This is a genomic window from Kitasatospora sp. NPDC052868, assembly GCF_044547105.1.
Taxonomy (GTDB): Bacteria; Actinomycetota; Actinomycetes; order Streptomycetales; family Streptomycetaceae; genus Kitasatospora.
The window spans coordinates 122,899-138,636 of record NZ_JBITZW010000004.1 but is presented as its reverse complement, the minus strand read 5'-3'; the positions used below and the strand labels follow the sequence as shown (position 1 = coordinate 138,636).

Genomic DNA, 15,738 nt, shown 5'->3' with positions numbered 1-15,738 from the left:
GCCGCCGCGGAGGGCGGCGGGGCCGACCACCCGCCACGGGGGTCGGCACCCTGCCCGCTGTCGTATCGATTACCAGCCACGCTCCGAAGGTACCCGTCCGGCTGACTCCGTGTAGGCCGCGTACGGACCCGGGGCCGGTTTGCAGCCGGCCTGTGACGCCCGGATCCGGACAGCGGCACTTCAAATCAAACGGCGGAGCCCCGGCCGAGGCGCCCCGAAAAGCACCGCTACCGCTGGGCGGTCACCGTCGGCGCGTGCACCGCCGCGGCCGCCGAGGCGCCCGCCGGGCAGCCGCCGGGGCCGGCCGAGATGCGGACGGCGCCGACCGGCAGCAGCGTGCCGCAGGCGATCCGGATGCCGGCGGGCAGCTCGTTGTCCGACTCGACGATCGCACCGTCGCCGATCACCGCACCGTCCAGCGCCGTACGGTCGCCGACGGTGGCGTAGGCGCCCACGATGGAGTCCTTGACCAGGGTGTCCGGGCCGATCGCCGCACCGGGCAGGATCACGCTGCCCTCGACGATCGCGCCGGCCTCGATCACGGCCCCCTCGGAGACCACCGTGCCGCCGCTCAGCACGGCGCCGGGGTGCACGGTCGAGCCGGGCAGCAGCAGGGCGTCACCGGTCGGCCCGGGGACCGCCGGGGAGTCGACCTTGCCCAGCACCAGGTCGGCGGAGCCGCGGACGAAGGCCGCCGGGGTGCCGAGGTCCAGCCAGTACGAGGTGTCCACCACGCCGCGCAGCAGCGCGCCGGTGGCCAGCAGCTCGGGGAAGGTCTCGCGCTCCACGGACACCTCGCGGCCGACCGGGATGCGGTCGATCACGGAGCGGGTGAAGACGTAGCAGCCGGCGTTGATCTGGTCGGTGACGATCTGCTCGGGCGTCTCCGGCTTCTCCAGGAACTCCAGCACCCGCCCGTTCGCGTCGGTCGGGACCAGCCCGAACGCGCGCGGGTCGGCCACCCGGGTGAGGTGCAGCGTGACGTCGGCCCCGGCGGCCACGTGGCCGCCGCGCAGGGCCGCGATGTCGACGCCGGACAGGATGTCCCCGTTGAAGACCAGGACCGGCTCGTCGGGGCCGCAGGTCAGCCCGGAGGCGGCGTTGCGGATGGCGCCGCCGGTACCGAGCGGCTCGCGCTCGGTCAGGTACACCAGCTCGATCCCGTACGGGGTGCCGTCCTGGAAGTGGTCCTCGAAGACCTCGGCCAGGTACGAGGTGGCCAGCACCACCCGGGTGACGCCGGCGGCGGCCGCCCGGGCCAGCTGGTGTGCGATGAACGGGACGCCTGCCACGGGGAGCATCGGCTTGGGGGTGTGGGTGGTCAGCGGACGCAGTCGCGTGCCCTTACCACCGACCAGCATGATCGCCTCGGTCATGGTCTGCGCTGTTCCCCTTGTGGTCTCTGCGGCCCGGCCCGGCGGGCCGATACCTCCGTCGGTGGTCTGATCACCCGTCCGGAGGGCCGTACGGGTTCGACCGGCACGAGGCCGGTCAGGCGCCTACTGTATTTCCTTCCCACCTCGGCCTGGTCCGGCGGTCTGCCGGTTGGCGTCCCGCCACCTGCGGGACGGCCGGCGAAGCGCGGTGGAAAGCCGGGTGGGAGCCGGGTGAAAAGCAGGCGAAAAGCCCGGCCCGGCAGGCGCTCGTGGGCACCTGCCGGGCCGGGCGGTTGTAGCAGAACTGTCGAACAACAGACCGGTGTTACCGCCCTGCTCAGGCGTCGACGGGCTGTGCCTCGGCCTCCGCGGGCGGCGCCGCCTTCACCGAGTCGAGCAGCAGCTGGGCGACGTCCACGACCTTCAGGTGCTCCTTGGCCGCGCCCTCGTTCTTCTTCCCGTTGACCGAGTCGGAGAGCATCACCAGGCAGAACGGGCAGGCGGTGGAGACGATGTCGGGGTTGAGCGACAGCGCCTCGTCCACGCGCTCGGTGTTGATCCGCTTGCCGATGCGCTCCTCCATCCACATCCGCGCGCCGCCGGCTCCGCAGCAGAAGCCGCGCTCCTTGTGGCGGTGCATCTCCTGCTGGCGCAGACCGGGGACCTTGTCCATGATCTCGCGCGGCGGGCTGTAGACCTTGTTGTGGCGGCCCAGGTAGCAGGGGTCGTGGTAGGTGATCAGGCCCTCGACCGGGTTGACCGGGACGAGCTTGCCCTCGTCGATCAGGTGCTGCAGCAGCTGGGTGTGGTGGATGACCTCGAAGTGGCCGCCCAGCTGCGGGTACTCGTTGGCGATGGTGTTGAAGCAGTGCGGGCAGGTGGCGACGATCCGCTTCTTGGGAGCGTCCTCCAGCGCCGCGTTCAGCGTCTCGACGTTCTGCGCGCCGAGCATCTGGAAGAGGAACTCGTTGCCCAGGCGGCGGGCGGAGTCACCGGTGCAGGACTCCTCCTTGCCGAGGATCGCGAACTGCACGCCGGCGGTGTGCAGCAGCTCCGCGAAGGCCTTGGTGGTCTTCTTGGCGCGGTCCTCCAGGGCGCCGGCGCAGCCGACCCAGTAGAGGTACTCGACCTCGGCGGGGTCGATGTCCTCACCGATCACCGGCACCGCGATGCCGGTCTCCTTCTTGAGCTCCTTGACCCAGTCCAGGCGCGCCTTGGTGGCCATGCCCCACGGGTTGCCCTTGTTCTCCAGGTTCTTGAGCATCGTCCCGGCCTCGGTCGGGAACGAGGACTCGATCATCACCTGGTAGCGGCGCATGTCGACGATGTGGTCGATGTGCTCGATGTCCACCGGGCACTGCTCGACGCAGGCGCCGCAGGTGGTGCAGGACCACAGGACGTCGGGGTCGATGACCCCGTTCTCCTCCGCGGTGCCGATCAGCGGGCGCTCGGCCTCGGCCAGCGCGGCGGCCGGCACGTCCTTGAGCTGCTCGGCCGTGGCCGTCTCGTTGCCCTCCATGTCCTTGCCGCCGCCCGCGAGCAGGTACGGCGCCTTGGCGAAGGCGTGCTCGCGCAGGCTCATGATCAGCAGCTTGGGGGAGAGCGGCTTGCCGGTGTTCCAGGCGGGGCACTGCGACTGGCAGCGGCCGCACTCGGTGCAGGTGGAGAAGTCGAGGATGCCCTTCCAGGAGAAGTGCTCGACCTGGGAGGCGCCGAACACGGCGTCGTCCGCCGGGTCCTCGAAGTCGATCGGCTTGCCGTCGCTGGTCATCGGACGCAGGGCGCCGAGGGCGACCGAGCCGTCCTCCTCGCGCTTGAAGTAGATGTTGAAGAAGGCGAGGAAGCGGTGCCAGGCCACACCCATCGAGGGGTTGATGCCGATGGTGATCGCCCAGGCGAAGGAGGTGCAGATCTTCAGCATCGCGAAGATGTAGATCAGGTTCTCCAGCGTGCCGAGCGACAGGCCCTTGAAGGCCAGCACCAGCGGGTAGGAGACCAGGTACTTCGCCTCGTAGGAGCCGACGTTCTCCAGCGCGCCCTCCAGGCCGCGCAGGATCATGATGCAGAGGCCGATGCCGAGGATCGTGTACTCGACGTAGAACGCCTGCCAGGCGATCGAGCCGGCGAACCGGGACTTGCGGCCGGCCCGGGAGGGCAGGCTGAGCAGCCGGATCACGATCAGCGTCGCGATGCCCAGCGTGGTGGCCGTGCCGACCAGCTCGGTGAAGAGCTCGTACGGCAGCCAGCCGCCGAGCACCGGGAGGACGAACTCCGCGTCGAACAGCTGGAAGAAGGCCGTCAGCAGGGTGAGGCCGAGGGTGAAGAAGCCGACCGCGACGAACCAGTGGGCGACGCCGACGACGCCCCAGCGGTTCATCCGGGTGTGGCCGACGAACTCGACCGCCACGGTCTTCACCCGCTGTGCGGGCTCCCCGAACCTGGTGGGGTCGGACTGGCCGGTCCGCACCACCTTGAAGATGTACAGCGCCGCACGGGCGGCGAGCGCGGTGCCGATCACAAACGTGACCAGCGAGATGACGATCGCTGCTAGTTGCATCGGCTCTCCGTCTCCTGCGGCTTCCTGGGTGAGCAGTTTCTCCGGGGCGATTGTACTCGTCGGTAACTTCCTGGGCCGACGGCCCGGACATTACCGTTTGTCAACTCTTCTCCTGAAGATGCCCAAGGTATGGCGGCAGTCACGTAAGTCCACCCTTGGCACTCCGGACCGGGCCCACCCCATGGGCCGGACTCAGCAAAGTTGAGCCCGCCCGGCTCACCCATGTTGACGCTGCCCGGTCGGTCATGCATCCTTGAGCCTGTAAAGCTCAACTCTTCCGTGGAGGTATTTACGATGGCACGCGCGGTCGGCATCGACCTCGGCACGACGAACTCGGTCGTCAGCGTTCTGGAGGGTGGCGAGCCCACCGTCATCACGAACGCCGAGGGCGCGCGGACCACGCCGTCCGTCGTCGCCTTCGCCAAGAACGGCGAGGTTCTGGTCGGCGAGGTGGCCAAGCGCCAGGCGGTCACCAACGTGGACCGCACCATCCGCTCGGTCAAGCGCCACATGGGCACCGGGTGGAAGATCAACCTGGATGGCAAGGACTTCAACCCCCAGCAGATCAGCGCCTTCGTGCTGCAGAAGCTGAAGCGGGACGCCGAGGCGTACCTGGGCGAGACGGTCACCGACGCCGTCATCACCGTCCCGGCGTACTTCTCCGACTCCGAGCGCCAGGCGACCAAGGAGGCCGGTGAGATCGCGGGCCTCAACGTCCTGCGCATCGTCAACGAGCCCACCGCGGCCGCGCTGGCCTACGGCCTGGACAAGGACGACCAGACCATCCTGGTCTTCGACCTCGGCGGCGGCACCTTCGACGTCTCCCTGCTGGAGATCGGCGACGGGGTCGTCGAGGTGAAGGCCACCAACGGTGACAACCACCTCGGTGGTGACGACTGGGACCAGAAGGTCGTCGACCACCTGGTGAAGGTCTTCCAGGCCGGCCACGGCGTCGACCTGTCCAAGGACAAGATGGCCCTGCAGCGTCTGCGCGAGGCCGCCGAGAAGGCCAAGATCGAGCTGTCCTCGTCCTCCGAGACCTCGATCAACCTGCCCTACATCACGGCCTCCGCCGAGGGCCCGCTGCACCTGGACGAGAAGCTCACCCGGGCCCAGTTCCAGCAGCTCACCGCCGACCTGCTGGAGCGCTGCAAGACGCCGTTCCACAACGTGATCAAGGACGCGGGCATCTCGCTCTCCGAGATCGACCACGTCGTCCTGGTCGGTGGCTCCACCCGGATGCCGGCCGTCGCCGAGCTCGTCAAGGAGATGACCGGCGGGCAGGACGCCAACAAGGGCGTCAACCCGGACGAGGTCGTCGCCATCGGCGCCGCGCTCCAGGCCGGTGTCCTCAAGGGCGAGGTCAAGGACGTCCTGCTGCTCGACGTCACCCCGCTGTCCCTCGGCATCGAGACCAAGGGCGGCATCATGACCAAGCTGATCGAGCGCAACACCACGATCCCGACCAAGCGCTCCGAGATCTTCACCACGGCCGAGGACAACCAGCCGTCCGTGCAGATCCAGGTCTACCAGGGCGAGCGCGAGATCGCCGCGTACAACAAGAAGCTCGGCATGTTCGAGCTGACCGGTCTCCCGCCGGCCCCCCGCGGCCTGCCCCAGATCGAGGTCACCTTCGACATCGACGCCAACGGCATCATGCACGTCGGCGCGAAGGACCTCGGCACCGGCAAGGAGCAGAAGATGACCGTCACCGGCGGCTCCGCGCTGCCGAAGGACGACATCGAGCGCATGATGCGCGAGGCCGAGCAGTACGCGGAGGAGGACCACAAGCGCCGCGAGTCGGTCGAGACCCGCAACCAGGCCGAGCAGCTCGTCTACTCGACCGAGAAGTTCATCGCGGACAACGCCGACAAGCTCCCGGCCGACGTCAAGGGCGAGGTCGAGGCCGCCATCGGCGAGCTCAAGGAGGCCCTGAAGGGCGAGGACATCGCGGCCATCCGCGAGGCGACCGAGAAGGTCTCCACCACCGCCCAGAAGCTCGGCCAGGCGCTCTACGCCAACGCCGACGCCGCCTCCTCCGCCCCGGCCGACGACGCCGCCGGTGCCAAGGACGACGACGTCGTCGACGCCGAGATCGTGGACGACGAGAAGCCCAAGGGCGGTGCGGCATGACGGAGAAGCCGCAGGGTGCTGAGCCCGGCGACGACTCCGCCGCCGAGGAGGCCGTGATCAAGGCGGCCGAGGAGGCCGCCGCGGCCGGGGACTCCGCCGGGGACGACGCCGCCACGGCCAAGCGCGAGCTGGCCGAGCGGACCGCCGACCTCCAGCGCCTCCAGGCCGAGTACCAGAACTACCGCAAGCGGGTCGAGCGCGACCGTCTGACGGTCCGCGAGATCGCGGTCTCCAACATCCTGGAGTCCCTGATCCCGGTGCTGGACGACATCGGCCGGGCCCGCGAGCACGGCGAGGTGACGGGCGGCTTCAAGTCCGTCGCCGAGTCGCTGGAGACGGTCGTGGCCAAGCTGGGCCTGCAGCAGTTCGGCAAGGAGGGCGAGCCCTTCGACCCGACCATGCACGAGGCGCTCATGCACAGCTACTCCTCGGACGTCACCGAGGACACCTGTGTCCAGATCCTCCAGCCCGGCTACCGGATCGGCGAGCGGATCATCCGCCCGGCGATGGTGGCGGTCGCGGAGCCCCAGCCGGGCACCCAGACCACCTCCGGGCCGGACGCCGAGTCGTCGAAGTCCGCGGAGTCGGACAAGGCCGACGGTGGCGCGGACAGCTGAACACCCCTGCGCTGCGGAGTCGTACACCGTCGTCCCGTACGGCGTACGACTCCGCGGCGCGCTCGCTATTGACACCGCAGGTGGCACTGCACTGACTATGGGTCTCGGGAGGTGGCGGCAGCCATGAGCGGCAAGGACTACGTGGAGAAGGACTACTACAAGGTCCTCGGCGTGCCCAAGGACGCCTCCGCCACCGAGATCAAGAAGACCTACCGCAAGCTGGCGCGCGAGTTCCACCCCGACGCCAACAAGGGCGACGTCAAGGCCGAGGACCGGTTCAAGGACATCTCCGAGGCGTATGACGTCCTGTCGGACGAGAAGCGCCGCAAGGAGTACGACGAGGCGCGCACCCTCTTCGCCAACGGCGGCTTCCGCTCCGGCGGCCCCGGCAACGGCAACCACAGCTTCGACTTCGGGGACCTCTTCAGCGGCAGCCAGGGCGGTGGCGGGGGCGGGATCGGCGACGTCTTCGGCGGCCTGTTCAACCGCGGCGGCACCCGGCAGGCCCAGCCCCGGCGCGGCGCCGACGTCGAGACCGAGGTGACGCTCTCCTTCGAGGAGGCGGTGGACGGCGCGACCGTCCCGCTGCGGATGACCAGTCAGGCCCCCTGCCGCACCTGCAACGGCACCGGTGCCAGGACCGGCTCCACCCCCCGGGTCTGTCCGACCTGCGTCGGCGCCGGCACCGTCAGCCGCGGCCAGGGCGCCTTCGCGCTCTCCGAGCCGTGCCGGGACTGCCGCGGCCGGGGCATGATCGTCGACGACCCGTGCCCCGACTGCCACGGCAGCGCCAAGGCCACCTCGGCCCGCACCATGCAGGTCCGGATCCCCGCCGGCGTCCAGGACGCCCAGCGGATCCGCCTCAAGGGCAAGGGCGCCCAGGGCGAGCGCGGCGGCGTCTCCGGCGACCTCTACGTCACCGTCCACGTCGACACCCACCCGGTCTTCGGGCGCAAGGGCGACAACCTGACCGTGACGGTACCGGTCACCTTCCCCGAAGCGGCTCTCGGCGGCACCATCGAGGTGCCGACGCTCAACGGCCCCTCGGTGAAGCTCAAGCTGCCCGCAGGCAGTGCCAACGGCCTCACCCTGCGGGCCCGCGGAAAGGGCGCCACCCGCAAGGACGGCACCCGCGGCGACCTCCTGGTCACCGTGGAGGTCGCGGTGCCGCAGGCCGTCACCGGTGACGCGCTGACGGCACTGGAGCAGTACCGCGAGGCCACCGCCTCCGACGACCCGCGAGCCGCCCTGTTCCGGGCGGCGAAGGGAGCGTGACGACCAGATGATCCACGACAGCGGCCCCATCGGCCCCGGTATCGGCGAGGGTCTCCCCGGCAGCGCCCCGCGCGCCCGCCGTGCCGCCCCGCCGCCGCAGTACGTCCTCACCGAGGACACCCCGGTCTACGTGATCTCGGTCGCCGCCGAGCTCTCCGGCCTGCACCCGCAGACCCTGCGCCAGTACGACCGCCTCGGCCTGGTCTGCCCCGACCGGACGGCCGGCCGCGGGCGGCGCTACTCCGCCCGGGACATCCAGCAGCTGCGCGAGGTCCAGCGGCTCTCCCAGGACGAGGGCATCAACCTGGCCGGCATCAAGCGGATCATCGAGCTGGAGAACCAGGTCACCGCCCTCCAGTCCCGGATCGCCGAGCTCGCCGACTCGCTCGAGGGCGCGGCCACCGCGCTCCAGCAGCGGGAGGCCGCCGTGCACGCCTCCTACCGCCGCGACCTCGTCCCGTACCAGCCGCCGACCCAGTCCAGCGCCCTCGTGGTGTGGCGGCCGAAGCGCTGACGCGGCCCCGATGCCCGTACCGCCGGTTCCCCTCTGTCCGGGGGGTGCCGGCGGCTTGCGTCTGGTGAGAGAGTGCTGCTTCCGGGCCGCCGTCGGGCGGCCCGCGCTCTCACCGGGCCGGGCGCCGGATCGAGGTCTCCGTCTAGGATCCCCCGAGACAACGGACCTCAGTCGCGTTGACGAATTGTCCGGTCGACGACAAGGAGCCCGCAGTGAGTGATCGAGAGCAGCTGGTGAACAACCACGGTCGGTCACACATCCTGTCCTCCGATGCCCGCAGGCTCTACCTGAAGGCGTTGAACGAGGACGGCCGGCTCAGCCGCGGCGGCTGTGCACCGGACGAGGGCGCCGCGCTCGACGAGCTGCTGGAACTCGGACTCCTGATATCCGACCTGGACGAACCCGGCTCACTGATCGCCGCCGACCCGGCCAAGCTCGCCGCCAGCCTGAGCCACACCTGGCAGCGGCAGGCGCTCGACCTGCTGTCCCGCGCGGTGGCAATTCCCGGGGACCTGAACGAGCTGGCGGAGGCCTTCCACAACCCCGACCAGAGCGGCGGCCCGATCGAATACGTCCAGGGCCGGGCGCTGATTAACCAGCGGGTCCAGCAGGCCATGGCCAGTGAGATAACCGAGGGCCTCGCCATGCAGCCGGGCGGACCGCGGCCGTCCGAACTGCTGACCTCGTTCATGAAACGCGACCTGGACATCATCCGCCAGGGGGCGTCCATGCGGACGATCTACAACGCCAGCACCAGGCACCACCAACCCACCAGGGATTACGTCTCGACCCTGGCCAAAGAGGGCTGGCAATTCAGGACCCTGGACGAGCCCTATGCCCGACTGCTCATCGTCAATCGGCGACTGGCGGTGATACCGGTCATGGGCGACCACCTGGCCGCCTTCGTCCACGACTCCGCGGTCATCGATTTCCTGGCCCAAGAGGTCTTCGAGCGGAACTGGAGCAGGGCTCTGGATTTCGACGGCGATCGGACCATTCCGCACCAGGTCGTCTCGCAGCTCCGCCAGACGATTATCGACCTGTTGTTGTCGGGTACCAATCACCGGGTAATCGCACGGCGCCTCGGAATAAGCGAGCGAACGCTTGCCCGGCATATTGCGGAACTGCGCGAGGAATACAACGTGGACTCGCTCTTCCAGCTCGGCCACGCACTCGGCCAGGCGGCCAGGACGGGCCACGAACCGCGCCAGTAGGCGGCCCACGTGATCCCGGCACCCGGGAAAGAGGCAAGGGAAAGCCGGCCGGCGACGCACACCGGCCATCGCTGTGCGCCCTAAGCCCGCACAGGCTCAGGGCAGGCCCGGGGCGACCACCGCCCGCACAGGCGGCACCCGCTCAGGAATCCGTCGACCGGTTCGCGTCGGCCCGCACGCCCTCGGCATGCGCTCCGCCACCCGGTCGGGACGCCTCACGCACCCGGGCCGATCAGCACATCACCAGTGAAAGTCGTCCATCATGAGCTGCACCTGGGGCTTGGCGACAGCCTCATTCACGGTCTCAGCCTGCGCACTGCCGGCCGCAAGCGAGCCGACAACCAGAAGAGAGACGCCGACAACGGCAGACAGCACGGCCTTACGGGCAAGTCGGTACATACGAGACACGGACTTACGCCTCCTTCTCCAGCTCCACGAGCGTGGACCAATAGCACTAACGTCCACATGATGCCGCACACCTTGCCGCAGTGTCATCTCCCCCATGGCATCAGGAGCGTCATCTCTCTGCCAGGCATCCAGATGACAGGGCGGACCGCTGGACGAGGCAGCCGGCACTGATAGACGATCAGTTCGCTCCCGATGGTCCAGGACCGGCAGCAAATCTTGCCGCTGTACCGTCAAATATCAGCCCTGGTTCAGTGACAGATTCTTTGAAGCAGCAACTAACCGCAGCGCCTGCCGGCACCGCATCCTCCACCCGGTCGGCCTTCCCCCCGGAGTCGACAATGACCGAGCCCTACCTGCGTCACCACGACAGCCAGGCCCCCGAGGGCCGGCGTGCACGAGTGTTCCTGGCCGCGCCGCTCATGCGGCTGACCGGGCCGGCGGACAGCGTGGTGACCCTGGCCAGCCGGACGCGGCTGACGACGCTTCGCACCACGCTGCTGCGCAGCGGTGCCGCCGTGTACAGCGCGCACCACAGCGACGCCTGGACGGTGGCCGGCCGGGCCCCCGAGCCGCGGGTGCCCTCCGACTTCCGCGCGATGCAGTCCGCCGACCTGGTCTTCGCGTACGTCGGCGCCCCGCTCTCCGCCGGGGTGAGCCTGGAGCTGGGCTGGGCCTCGGCGCTGCGCAAGCCGGTCGTGCTGCTGGTCGACGAGGCGATCACGCACAACCCGCTGATCGCCACCATCGAGCAGGTCGCCCCCGTACTGCCGCTGGTCTTCGACGACACCTGGTCCCAGGAGGCCCTCCACCACACCGTGGAGACCGCCCTCGACTGGGCCGGCATGGCGCTCTCCCTGCGCGAGGGCTTCTGGACCGCCCCCGGCGAGCAGTTCAGCGTCCCCCGCCAGCAGCCCCCGGCCGTCGGTCCGACCGGCTACTGGCCGACGGGTGCCGCCACCGGCTGACCGCGGCTCACACACCGGGCTCCCCCGCCCGGGCCGCTCGCGCGGCTCATCCACGGTGCTCGCCCCGCATCCGCCAGCCGAGCTGGAACAGCGTCTGCACGCCGTGCCGGGAGCGCAGCCGGGAGATGTGGGCGGCGATCGTCCGCTCGCTGAGGCCCAGCCGGGTCGCGACGGCGCGCTGGGTGAGGCCGGCCGCCAGCAGGCGGCCGATCCGGACGGTCACCGGGTCCGCCGGGGCGGCGGACCAGTCGACGACGGTGGCGCGGGCCCAGTCGCGTTCGAAGACGCCGACCAGGAAGGCCACCGCGGCCGGGTCGTGGACGAAGACCGCCTTGGTGTCGTCGTCCGCGGCGGCGACCACGGCCACCGTCCGGTCGAAGACCAGCATCCGCCGGTAGGGCTCGTCCAGGATCCGGACCCGGGCGCCGTGCCCGGTCATCACGGCGGCGTACTGCACGACCGCCCGGTCGGCGGCGGCGACCGGCTGGTAGAGGGTGCGCATGGCGCTGCCGCGCCTGAGCAGCGCGATGTCCTGCGGCATCGCCATCCGCAGGCCGGCCGCCGGGCGGTGGCCCGGCTGGGCGGCCAGCAGCTCCTCCTTGCAGTCGGAGAGCAGCTCGGCGACGCGCTGGCGGATGGTGACGCCGCCCTCGACGTGGGTGGCCTCGCCGGCGGGTGAGGTCGGGCGGGTCACGGCGTCGTAGGCCTGCGCGAGCGGTTCCAGGACCTCCGGCAGCCGCTCGGCGCCGACCAGCAACCGGGTTGCCTCGCTGCGCAGTTCGGCGCCGAGGCGGTCGCCGGCCGAGCGCGGGCTGACCGCGCTGTAGCCGGTCGCGGTCGGGGCGAGCAGACCGAGGTCCAGCAGGCCGTCGAGTGCGGCGCCGGCCTCGGGGGTGAGGTCGGTCAGGTCGGCCGCGTGCAGGTGTCCGCCGGCCGCCACGGCGGCCAGGTAGAGGGCCCGTTCGGCAGCGCCGGGCTCGTCACTCACCTCGGCCTCCCCGCATCAGCCAGCCGAGTTGGAACAGCGTCTGGGCGCCGTGCCGGTCGCGCAGCCGGGAGATGTGGCCGGCCACGGTCCGCTCGCTCAGGCCGAGGCGGTTGGCGACGGCCCGCTGGGTGAGGCCCTTGGCCAGCAGCCGGCCGACCCGGTCGGGGGCGTTGTGCGCGGGGCCGTGGGCGAGCGCGGCGGCCCAGTCGGTGGTGTCGGCGCGGGCCCAGTCGCGTTCGAAGGCGCCGACCAGGAAGGCGATCGCGGCGGGGTCGGAGATGAAGGCGGCGGTGCTGTGGTCCTCGTTGGCGGAGATCACCGCGACCGTGCGGTCGAAGACCATGATCCGCTGGAACGGCTCGTCCAGGACCCGGATGAGCGAGCCGTGCCGGGTGACCTCGTCCGCGTAGGCGAGGGCGGCCGGCTCGGAGACCGCGATCGGCTGGTAGATGGTGCGCAGCGAGCAGCCGCGCTGCAGCAGCTGGACGTCCTGGAGGACGGCGATCTGCAGGGCGTCGGGCGGGCGGTGGCCGGGCTGGGCGGTGAGCACCTCGTCGCGGCAGTCGGAGACCAGTTGGGAGATCCGCTGGCGGATGTGGACGTGGCCCTCGATGTGGACGGCGCCGCCGGAGCTCTCGGACGGGCGGCGCATCCCGTCGTAGGCCCGGGTGAGGGAGTCCAGGGCGCCCGGGAGGTTCTCGGCCCGGACCAGCAACCGGGTGGCCTCGCTGCGCAGTTCGGCGCCGAGGCGGTCGCTGACCGAGCGCGGGCTGACGGCGGTGTAGCAGGAGTCCATCGGGTTGGGCATCAGCAGGCCGATGCCGACCAGTTGGCGCAGCGCGCCCTGCTCGGCCTCGACGGCGTCGGCGAAGGGGAGGCGGCCGCCGTCGGCGAGGATGGCCAGGTAGAGCTGCCGGGCCGCCTCGTCGGGCTCACCGCCGGCCGGGCCTGCGCCCGGAGCGGCCGTCGGATCCGCCGTCACTCGAACACTCCCTGCCGGATGGTTCTCGGATCTGCCTGGGCCCCGCACGCCGTCCGCTCGTGATCGCGGCGCGGGTACGGGGCGTGATCACGGTATCGGGAGTCGGCGGACCCCCGGGGCCCGGGTGCCGTCGCACGCCGGGCTGCCGGGGGCCGCCGGTTACACGCCGAGGTCAGGGCGATTCCGGCGAGGCGGAGCAGCAACGCCTCGCCGACTCCGGTCCCGGGGGCCATCACCACACATGGCGTCCCGGCCGGCGCTCTTCCCCCCGATATGCAGGTACGGACGTACCATTCGCATCCAGTTTTGAAGAGCAAGTCGCCACCATCGGGCTGCGGTTGCCCGGTCGACCCTGGCGTGACTCCACCCTCACAGCGTGACGGCCGGTGAACAAGTGCCGCCCTGCTGCATGTTCTCGCAATTGCAGGAACCTGCAGCGGCCGCCCGCCCCGGGCTCTCGCGCGAAGCGGCGCCGACGGGTAAAAGCACTGGTCAGATGGGTGGGTCGCGGAATCCTATGCTCCGGGCCGTACTGGCGGGTAGCCTTCCGCGGTCCGGCCGGCCGGAGGAGGCCGACGGAACTAGCGCGAGAGCAGTCGCCCGCCCGCGAGGCCGGCGGCGGTGCCCCAGGCGGCGACGGCCCAGGCGGCGGCCAGCAGCACGAACAGGCCGGCCGCGAGGCCGGTGAACCCGGCGAAGCCGGTGTGCCGGGCGAGGGCGGCGGAGCCGGTCACGCAGGTGCCCACCGGGAAGGTGAACGCCCACCAGGTCATCGCGAAGGGCATCCCGGCGCGGCGGGCCCGCAGGTTGACGGCGGTCGCGATCACCAGCCAGAGCATCGCGACCCCGAGCACCGCGACCCCGTACAGCTCGGCGATGGCGAGTGCGGCGGGGGCCAGCCGCGGGGTGACCGGGCGGGCGGCGTCGGCGAGCTGGTGGACGGCGGTGGTGGACTGGCCGAGCGGGCCGAGCACCAGGAAGAGCGACGGGGTGAGCACCAGGCTGGGCAGCTTGCTGTGGACGAGCCCGGTGAGCACCAGCGGCAGCAGCGCGAGGGTGGCCAGCAGGCCGATCCCGAACAGCGCGTAACAGCCGTACAGCAGGGCCTCCTGGGCGGCGCCGGCCGGCAGGTGCGGGACGAGCGCGGGGCCGGTGGAGGAGGCCACCAGCGGTGCGACCACGGGCAGCAGCCAGGTGGGGTTGGCCTCCAGCGGGGAGACCGGGTGCCGGGTGATCATCAGGTACGGGATGCCGGCCGCGACGGCCAGTGCGTACAGGGCGCCGACGCCCCACAGCACCGCGTCGAGGACGACGGCCGGGCCGGTGCCGATCACCCGGGAGCCGAGCAGCAGCGTCCCGAGCCCGACCGAGAGCAGGGCCATCGGCGGGCAGCCGTAGAAGACCGCGGTGGCCGGGTTGTCCAGCAGCTGGGCCCGGGCGGCCTCGCGGTGCCGGGTGAGGTGAACCAGCCGGGCGGTTCCGAGCACCAGCAGGGCGGCCAGCCCGAGCGCCCACATCAGCTCGCCGAAGCCGATCAGTCCGGGCAGCTCGACCGGGAGGACGGCGGCGGCGTTGCCGAGGATCGCCGTGCCCATGACGGCGGCGTACCAGTTGGGGCCGAGCTGGGCGAGGTCGAGCCGGAAGGGCCGGGCGAACGGAAAGGCGCTGGTGAGGGTGGTGGACATGGCATCCACCCTTCCGCGGAAGCTCCGGCTCCGGTAGCGCCGCACGCTCTATGAGGGCATAGCCTGAGGCTATGCCCCTCTCTCCGCACGTCCCTGAACTGGGAGCCCTGGAACTCCTGCTCGCCGTGGCCAGGCTGGGCAGCGTCGGGCGGGCGGCGGCCGAGCTCGGGGTGAGCCAGCCGACCGCCAGCGCCCGGATCAAGGGCATGGAGCGGCAGATCGGCGTCCCCCTGCTGGACCGCTCCCCGCGCGGCTCGCGGCCCACCGAGGCGGGCCGGCTGGTGGTCGAGTGGGCGCGGCACGTGGTGGAGGCGGCGCAGGCGCTGGACGCCGGGATCGACGCGCTGCGCGAGCGGCGGGACGCCCGGCTGGTCGTGGTGGCGAGCCTGACGGTCGCCGAGTACCTGATGCCGGGCTGGCTGCTGGCGCTGCACTCGACCAGCCCGGGCACCGCGGTGACGCTGCGGACGGCGAACTCGGCGGACGTGGCCGGGCGGGTGCTGGCCGGCGAGGCGGACCTCGGCTTCGTCGAGGGCCCGACCACCCCGACCGGGCTCTCCGGTGTGGTGGTGGCCGCCGACCGGCTGGTGGTCGTGGTGGCCCCCGGGCACCCGTGGGCCCGCCGCCGTCCGGACCGCTCGCCGCTGACCGGGCCGGAGCTGGCCGCGACCGCGCTGGTGCTGCGCGAGCCCGGTTCGGGCACCCGGGAGGTGCTGGAGATGGCGCTGGCGCAGTACGGGGGCGCGGCGAAGCCCCGGCTGGAGCTGGCCTCGTCCACCGCGCTGAAGGCGGCGGCGATGACCGGGGCCGGGCCGGTCTGCCTGAGCGAGCTGGCGGTGGTGGAGGAGCTGGCCACCCGGCGGCTGGTGGAGGTGCCGCTGGCGCCGGGGCTGGACCTGCGGCGCCCGCTGCGCGCGGTCTGGCCGGCCGGACAGCGGCCGAACGGCCCGGCCCGGGAGCTGCTGGGGCTGACCCGGCGGACCGGCCCGCACACCGGCCCTGGACGTTCATCCGAAAGTTGAGC

The 15,738-nt window shown here is 71.4% G+C and carries 12 protein-coding genes and 1 pseudogene; 7 read left to right on the top strand and 6 right to left on the bottom strand.

Annotated features, from left to right (window positions below; genetic code table 11):
• Positions 1 to 302: 302 nt before the first annotated feature.
• Both ACIGZJ_RS09200 and ACIGZJ_RS09195 read right to left on the bottom strand, forming a co-directional pair.
• Positions 303 to 1,376 (bottom strand): annotated as a pseudogene (locus ACIGZJ_RS09200) (sugar phosphate nucleotidyltransferase); the annotation flags it as partial.
• Between the two features lie 337 nt (positions 1,377 to 1,713).
• Positions 1,714 to 3,933: a (Fe-S)-binding protein gene (locus ACIGZJ_RS09195; protein ID WP_396456627.1), complete on the bottom strand. Its 2,220-nt coding sequence runs from the start codon at positions 3,931 to 3,933 to the stop codon at positions 1,714 to 1,716.
• Between the two features lie 294 nt (positions 3,934 to 4,227).
• Here ACIGZJ_RS09195 and dnaK point away from each other — a divergent pair, with 294 nt between their 5' ends.
• From dnaK to ACIGZJ_RS09170, 5 genes are all read left to right on the top strand, one after another.
• Positions 4,228 to 6,066, top strand: coding sequence for a molecular chaperone DnaK (gene dnaK / locus ACIGZJ_RS09190; protein ID WP_396456626.1), 1,839 nt, complete (start codon positions 4,228 to 4,230; stop codon positions 6,064 to 6,066).
• Positions 6,063 to 6,683: a nucleotide exchange factor GrpE gene (gene grpE / locus ACIGZJ_RS09185; protein ID WP_392930467.1), complete on the top strand. Its 621-nt coding sequence runs from the start codon at positions 6,063 to 6,065 to the stop codon at positions 6,681 to 6,683. Before dnaK ends, grpE begins: the two co-directional genes overlap by 4 nt.
• 123 nt (positions 6,684 to 6,806) lie before the next feature.
• Complete coding sequence (gene dnaJ / locus ACIGZJ_RS09180; protein WP_396456625.1) at positions 6,807 to 7,958, top strand: molecular chaperone DnaJ; 1,152 nt, start codon at positions 6,807 to 6,809, stop codon at positions 7,956 to 7,958.
• Between the two features lie 7 nt (positions 7,959 to 7,965).
• Positions 7,966 to 8,472 carry a heat shock protein transcriptional repressor HspR gene (locus ACIGZJ_RS09175; protein ID WP_392930464.1) on the top strand — a complete coding sequence of 169 codons (507 nt, stop codon included), beginning with the start codon at positions 7,966 to 7,968 and terminating at the stop codon, positions 8,470 to 8,472.
• Positions 8,473 to 8,684: 212 nt separating this feature from the next.
• Positions 8,685 to 9,686, top strand: coding sequence for a hypothetical protein (locus ACIGZJ_RS09170; RefSeq protein ID WP_392930462.1), 1,002 nt, complete (start codon positions 8,685 to 8,687; stop codon positions 9,684 to 9,686).
• Between the two features lie 240 nt (positions 9,687 to 9,926).
• Here the strand turns inward: ACIGZJ_RS09170 and ACIGZJ_RS09165 are convergent, their stop codons facing one another.
• Positions 9,927 to 10,094 (bottom strand): hypothetical protein, encoded by a 168-nt coding sequence (locus tag ACIGZJ_RS09165; RefSeq protein ID WP_387947746.1) that lies wholly within the window; start codon positions 10,092 to 10,094, stop codon positions 9,927 to 9,929.
• A gap of 338 nt (positions 10,095 to 10,432) precedes the next feature.
• On the opposite strand from ACIGZJ_RS09165, the gene ACIGZJ_RS09160 reads away from it, so the two are divergent.
• Positions 10,433 to 11,059, top strand: coding sequence for a hypothetical protein (locus ACIGZJ_RS09160; protein ID WP_387947744.1), 627 nt, complete (start codon positions 10,433 to 10,435; stop codon positions 11,057 to 11,059).
• A gap of 46 nt (positions 11,060 to 11,105) precedes the next feature.
• Here the strand turns inward: ACIGZJ_RS09160 and ACIGZJ_RS09155 are convergent, their stop codons facing one another.
• From ACIGZJ_RS09155 to ACIGZJ_RS09145, 3 genes are all read right to left on the bottom strand, one after another.
• Positions 11,106 to 12,047: a LuxR C-terminal-related transcriptional regulator gene (locus tag ACIGZJ_RS09155; RefSeq protein WP_396456624.1), complete on the bottom strand. Its 942-nt coding sequence runs from the start codon at positions 12,045 to 12,047 to the stop codon at positions 11,106 to 11,108.
• Positions 12,040 to 13,029 carry a LuxR C-terminal-related transcriptional regulator gene (locus ACIGZJ_RS09150; RefSeq protein ID WP_396456623.1) on the bottom strand — a complete coding sequence of 330 codons (990 nt, stop codon included), beginning with the start codon at positions 13,027 to 13,029 and terminating at the stop codon, positions 12,040 to 12,042. The genes ACIGZJ_RS09155 and ACIGZJ_RS09150 overlap by 8 nt, the downstream gene beginning before the upstream one ends.
• A gap of 581 nt (positions 13,030 to 13,610) precedes the next feature.
• Positions 13,611 to 14,714 carry a TDT family transporter gene (locus ACIGZJ_RS09145; RefSeq protein WP_396456622.1) on the bottom strand — a complete coding sequence of 368 codons (1,104 nt, stop codon included), beginning with the start codon at positions 14,712 to 14,714 and terminating at the stop codon, positions 13,611 to 13,613.
• 71 nt (positions 14,715 to 14,785) lie between these two features.
• Here ACIGZJ_RS09145 and ACIGZJ_RS09140 point away from each other — a divergent pair, with 71 nt between their 5' ends.
• The gene (locus ACIGZJ_RS09140) at positions 14,786 to 15,736 is read left to right on the top strand and encodes a LysR family transcriptional regulator (protein ID WP_396456621.1); all 951 of its coding nucleotides are present in this window, start codon (positions 14,786 to 14,788) and stop codon (positions 15,734 to 15,736) included.
• Positions 15,737 to 15,738: the final 2 nt, after the last annotated feature.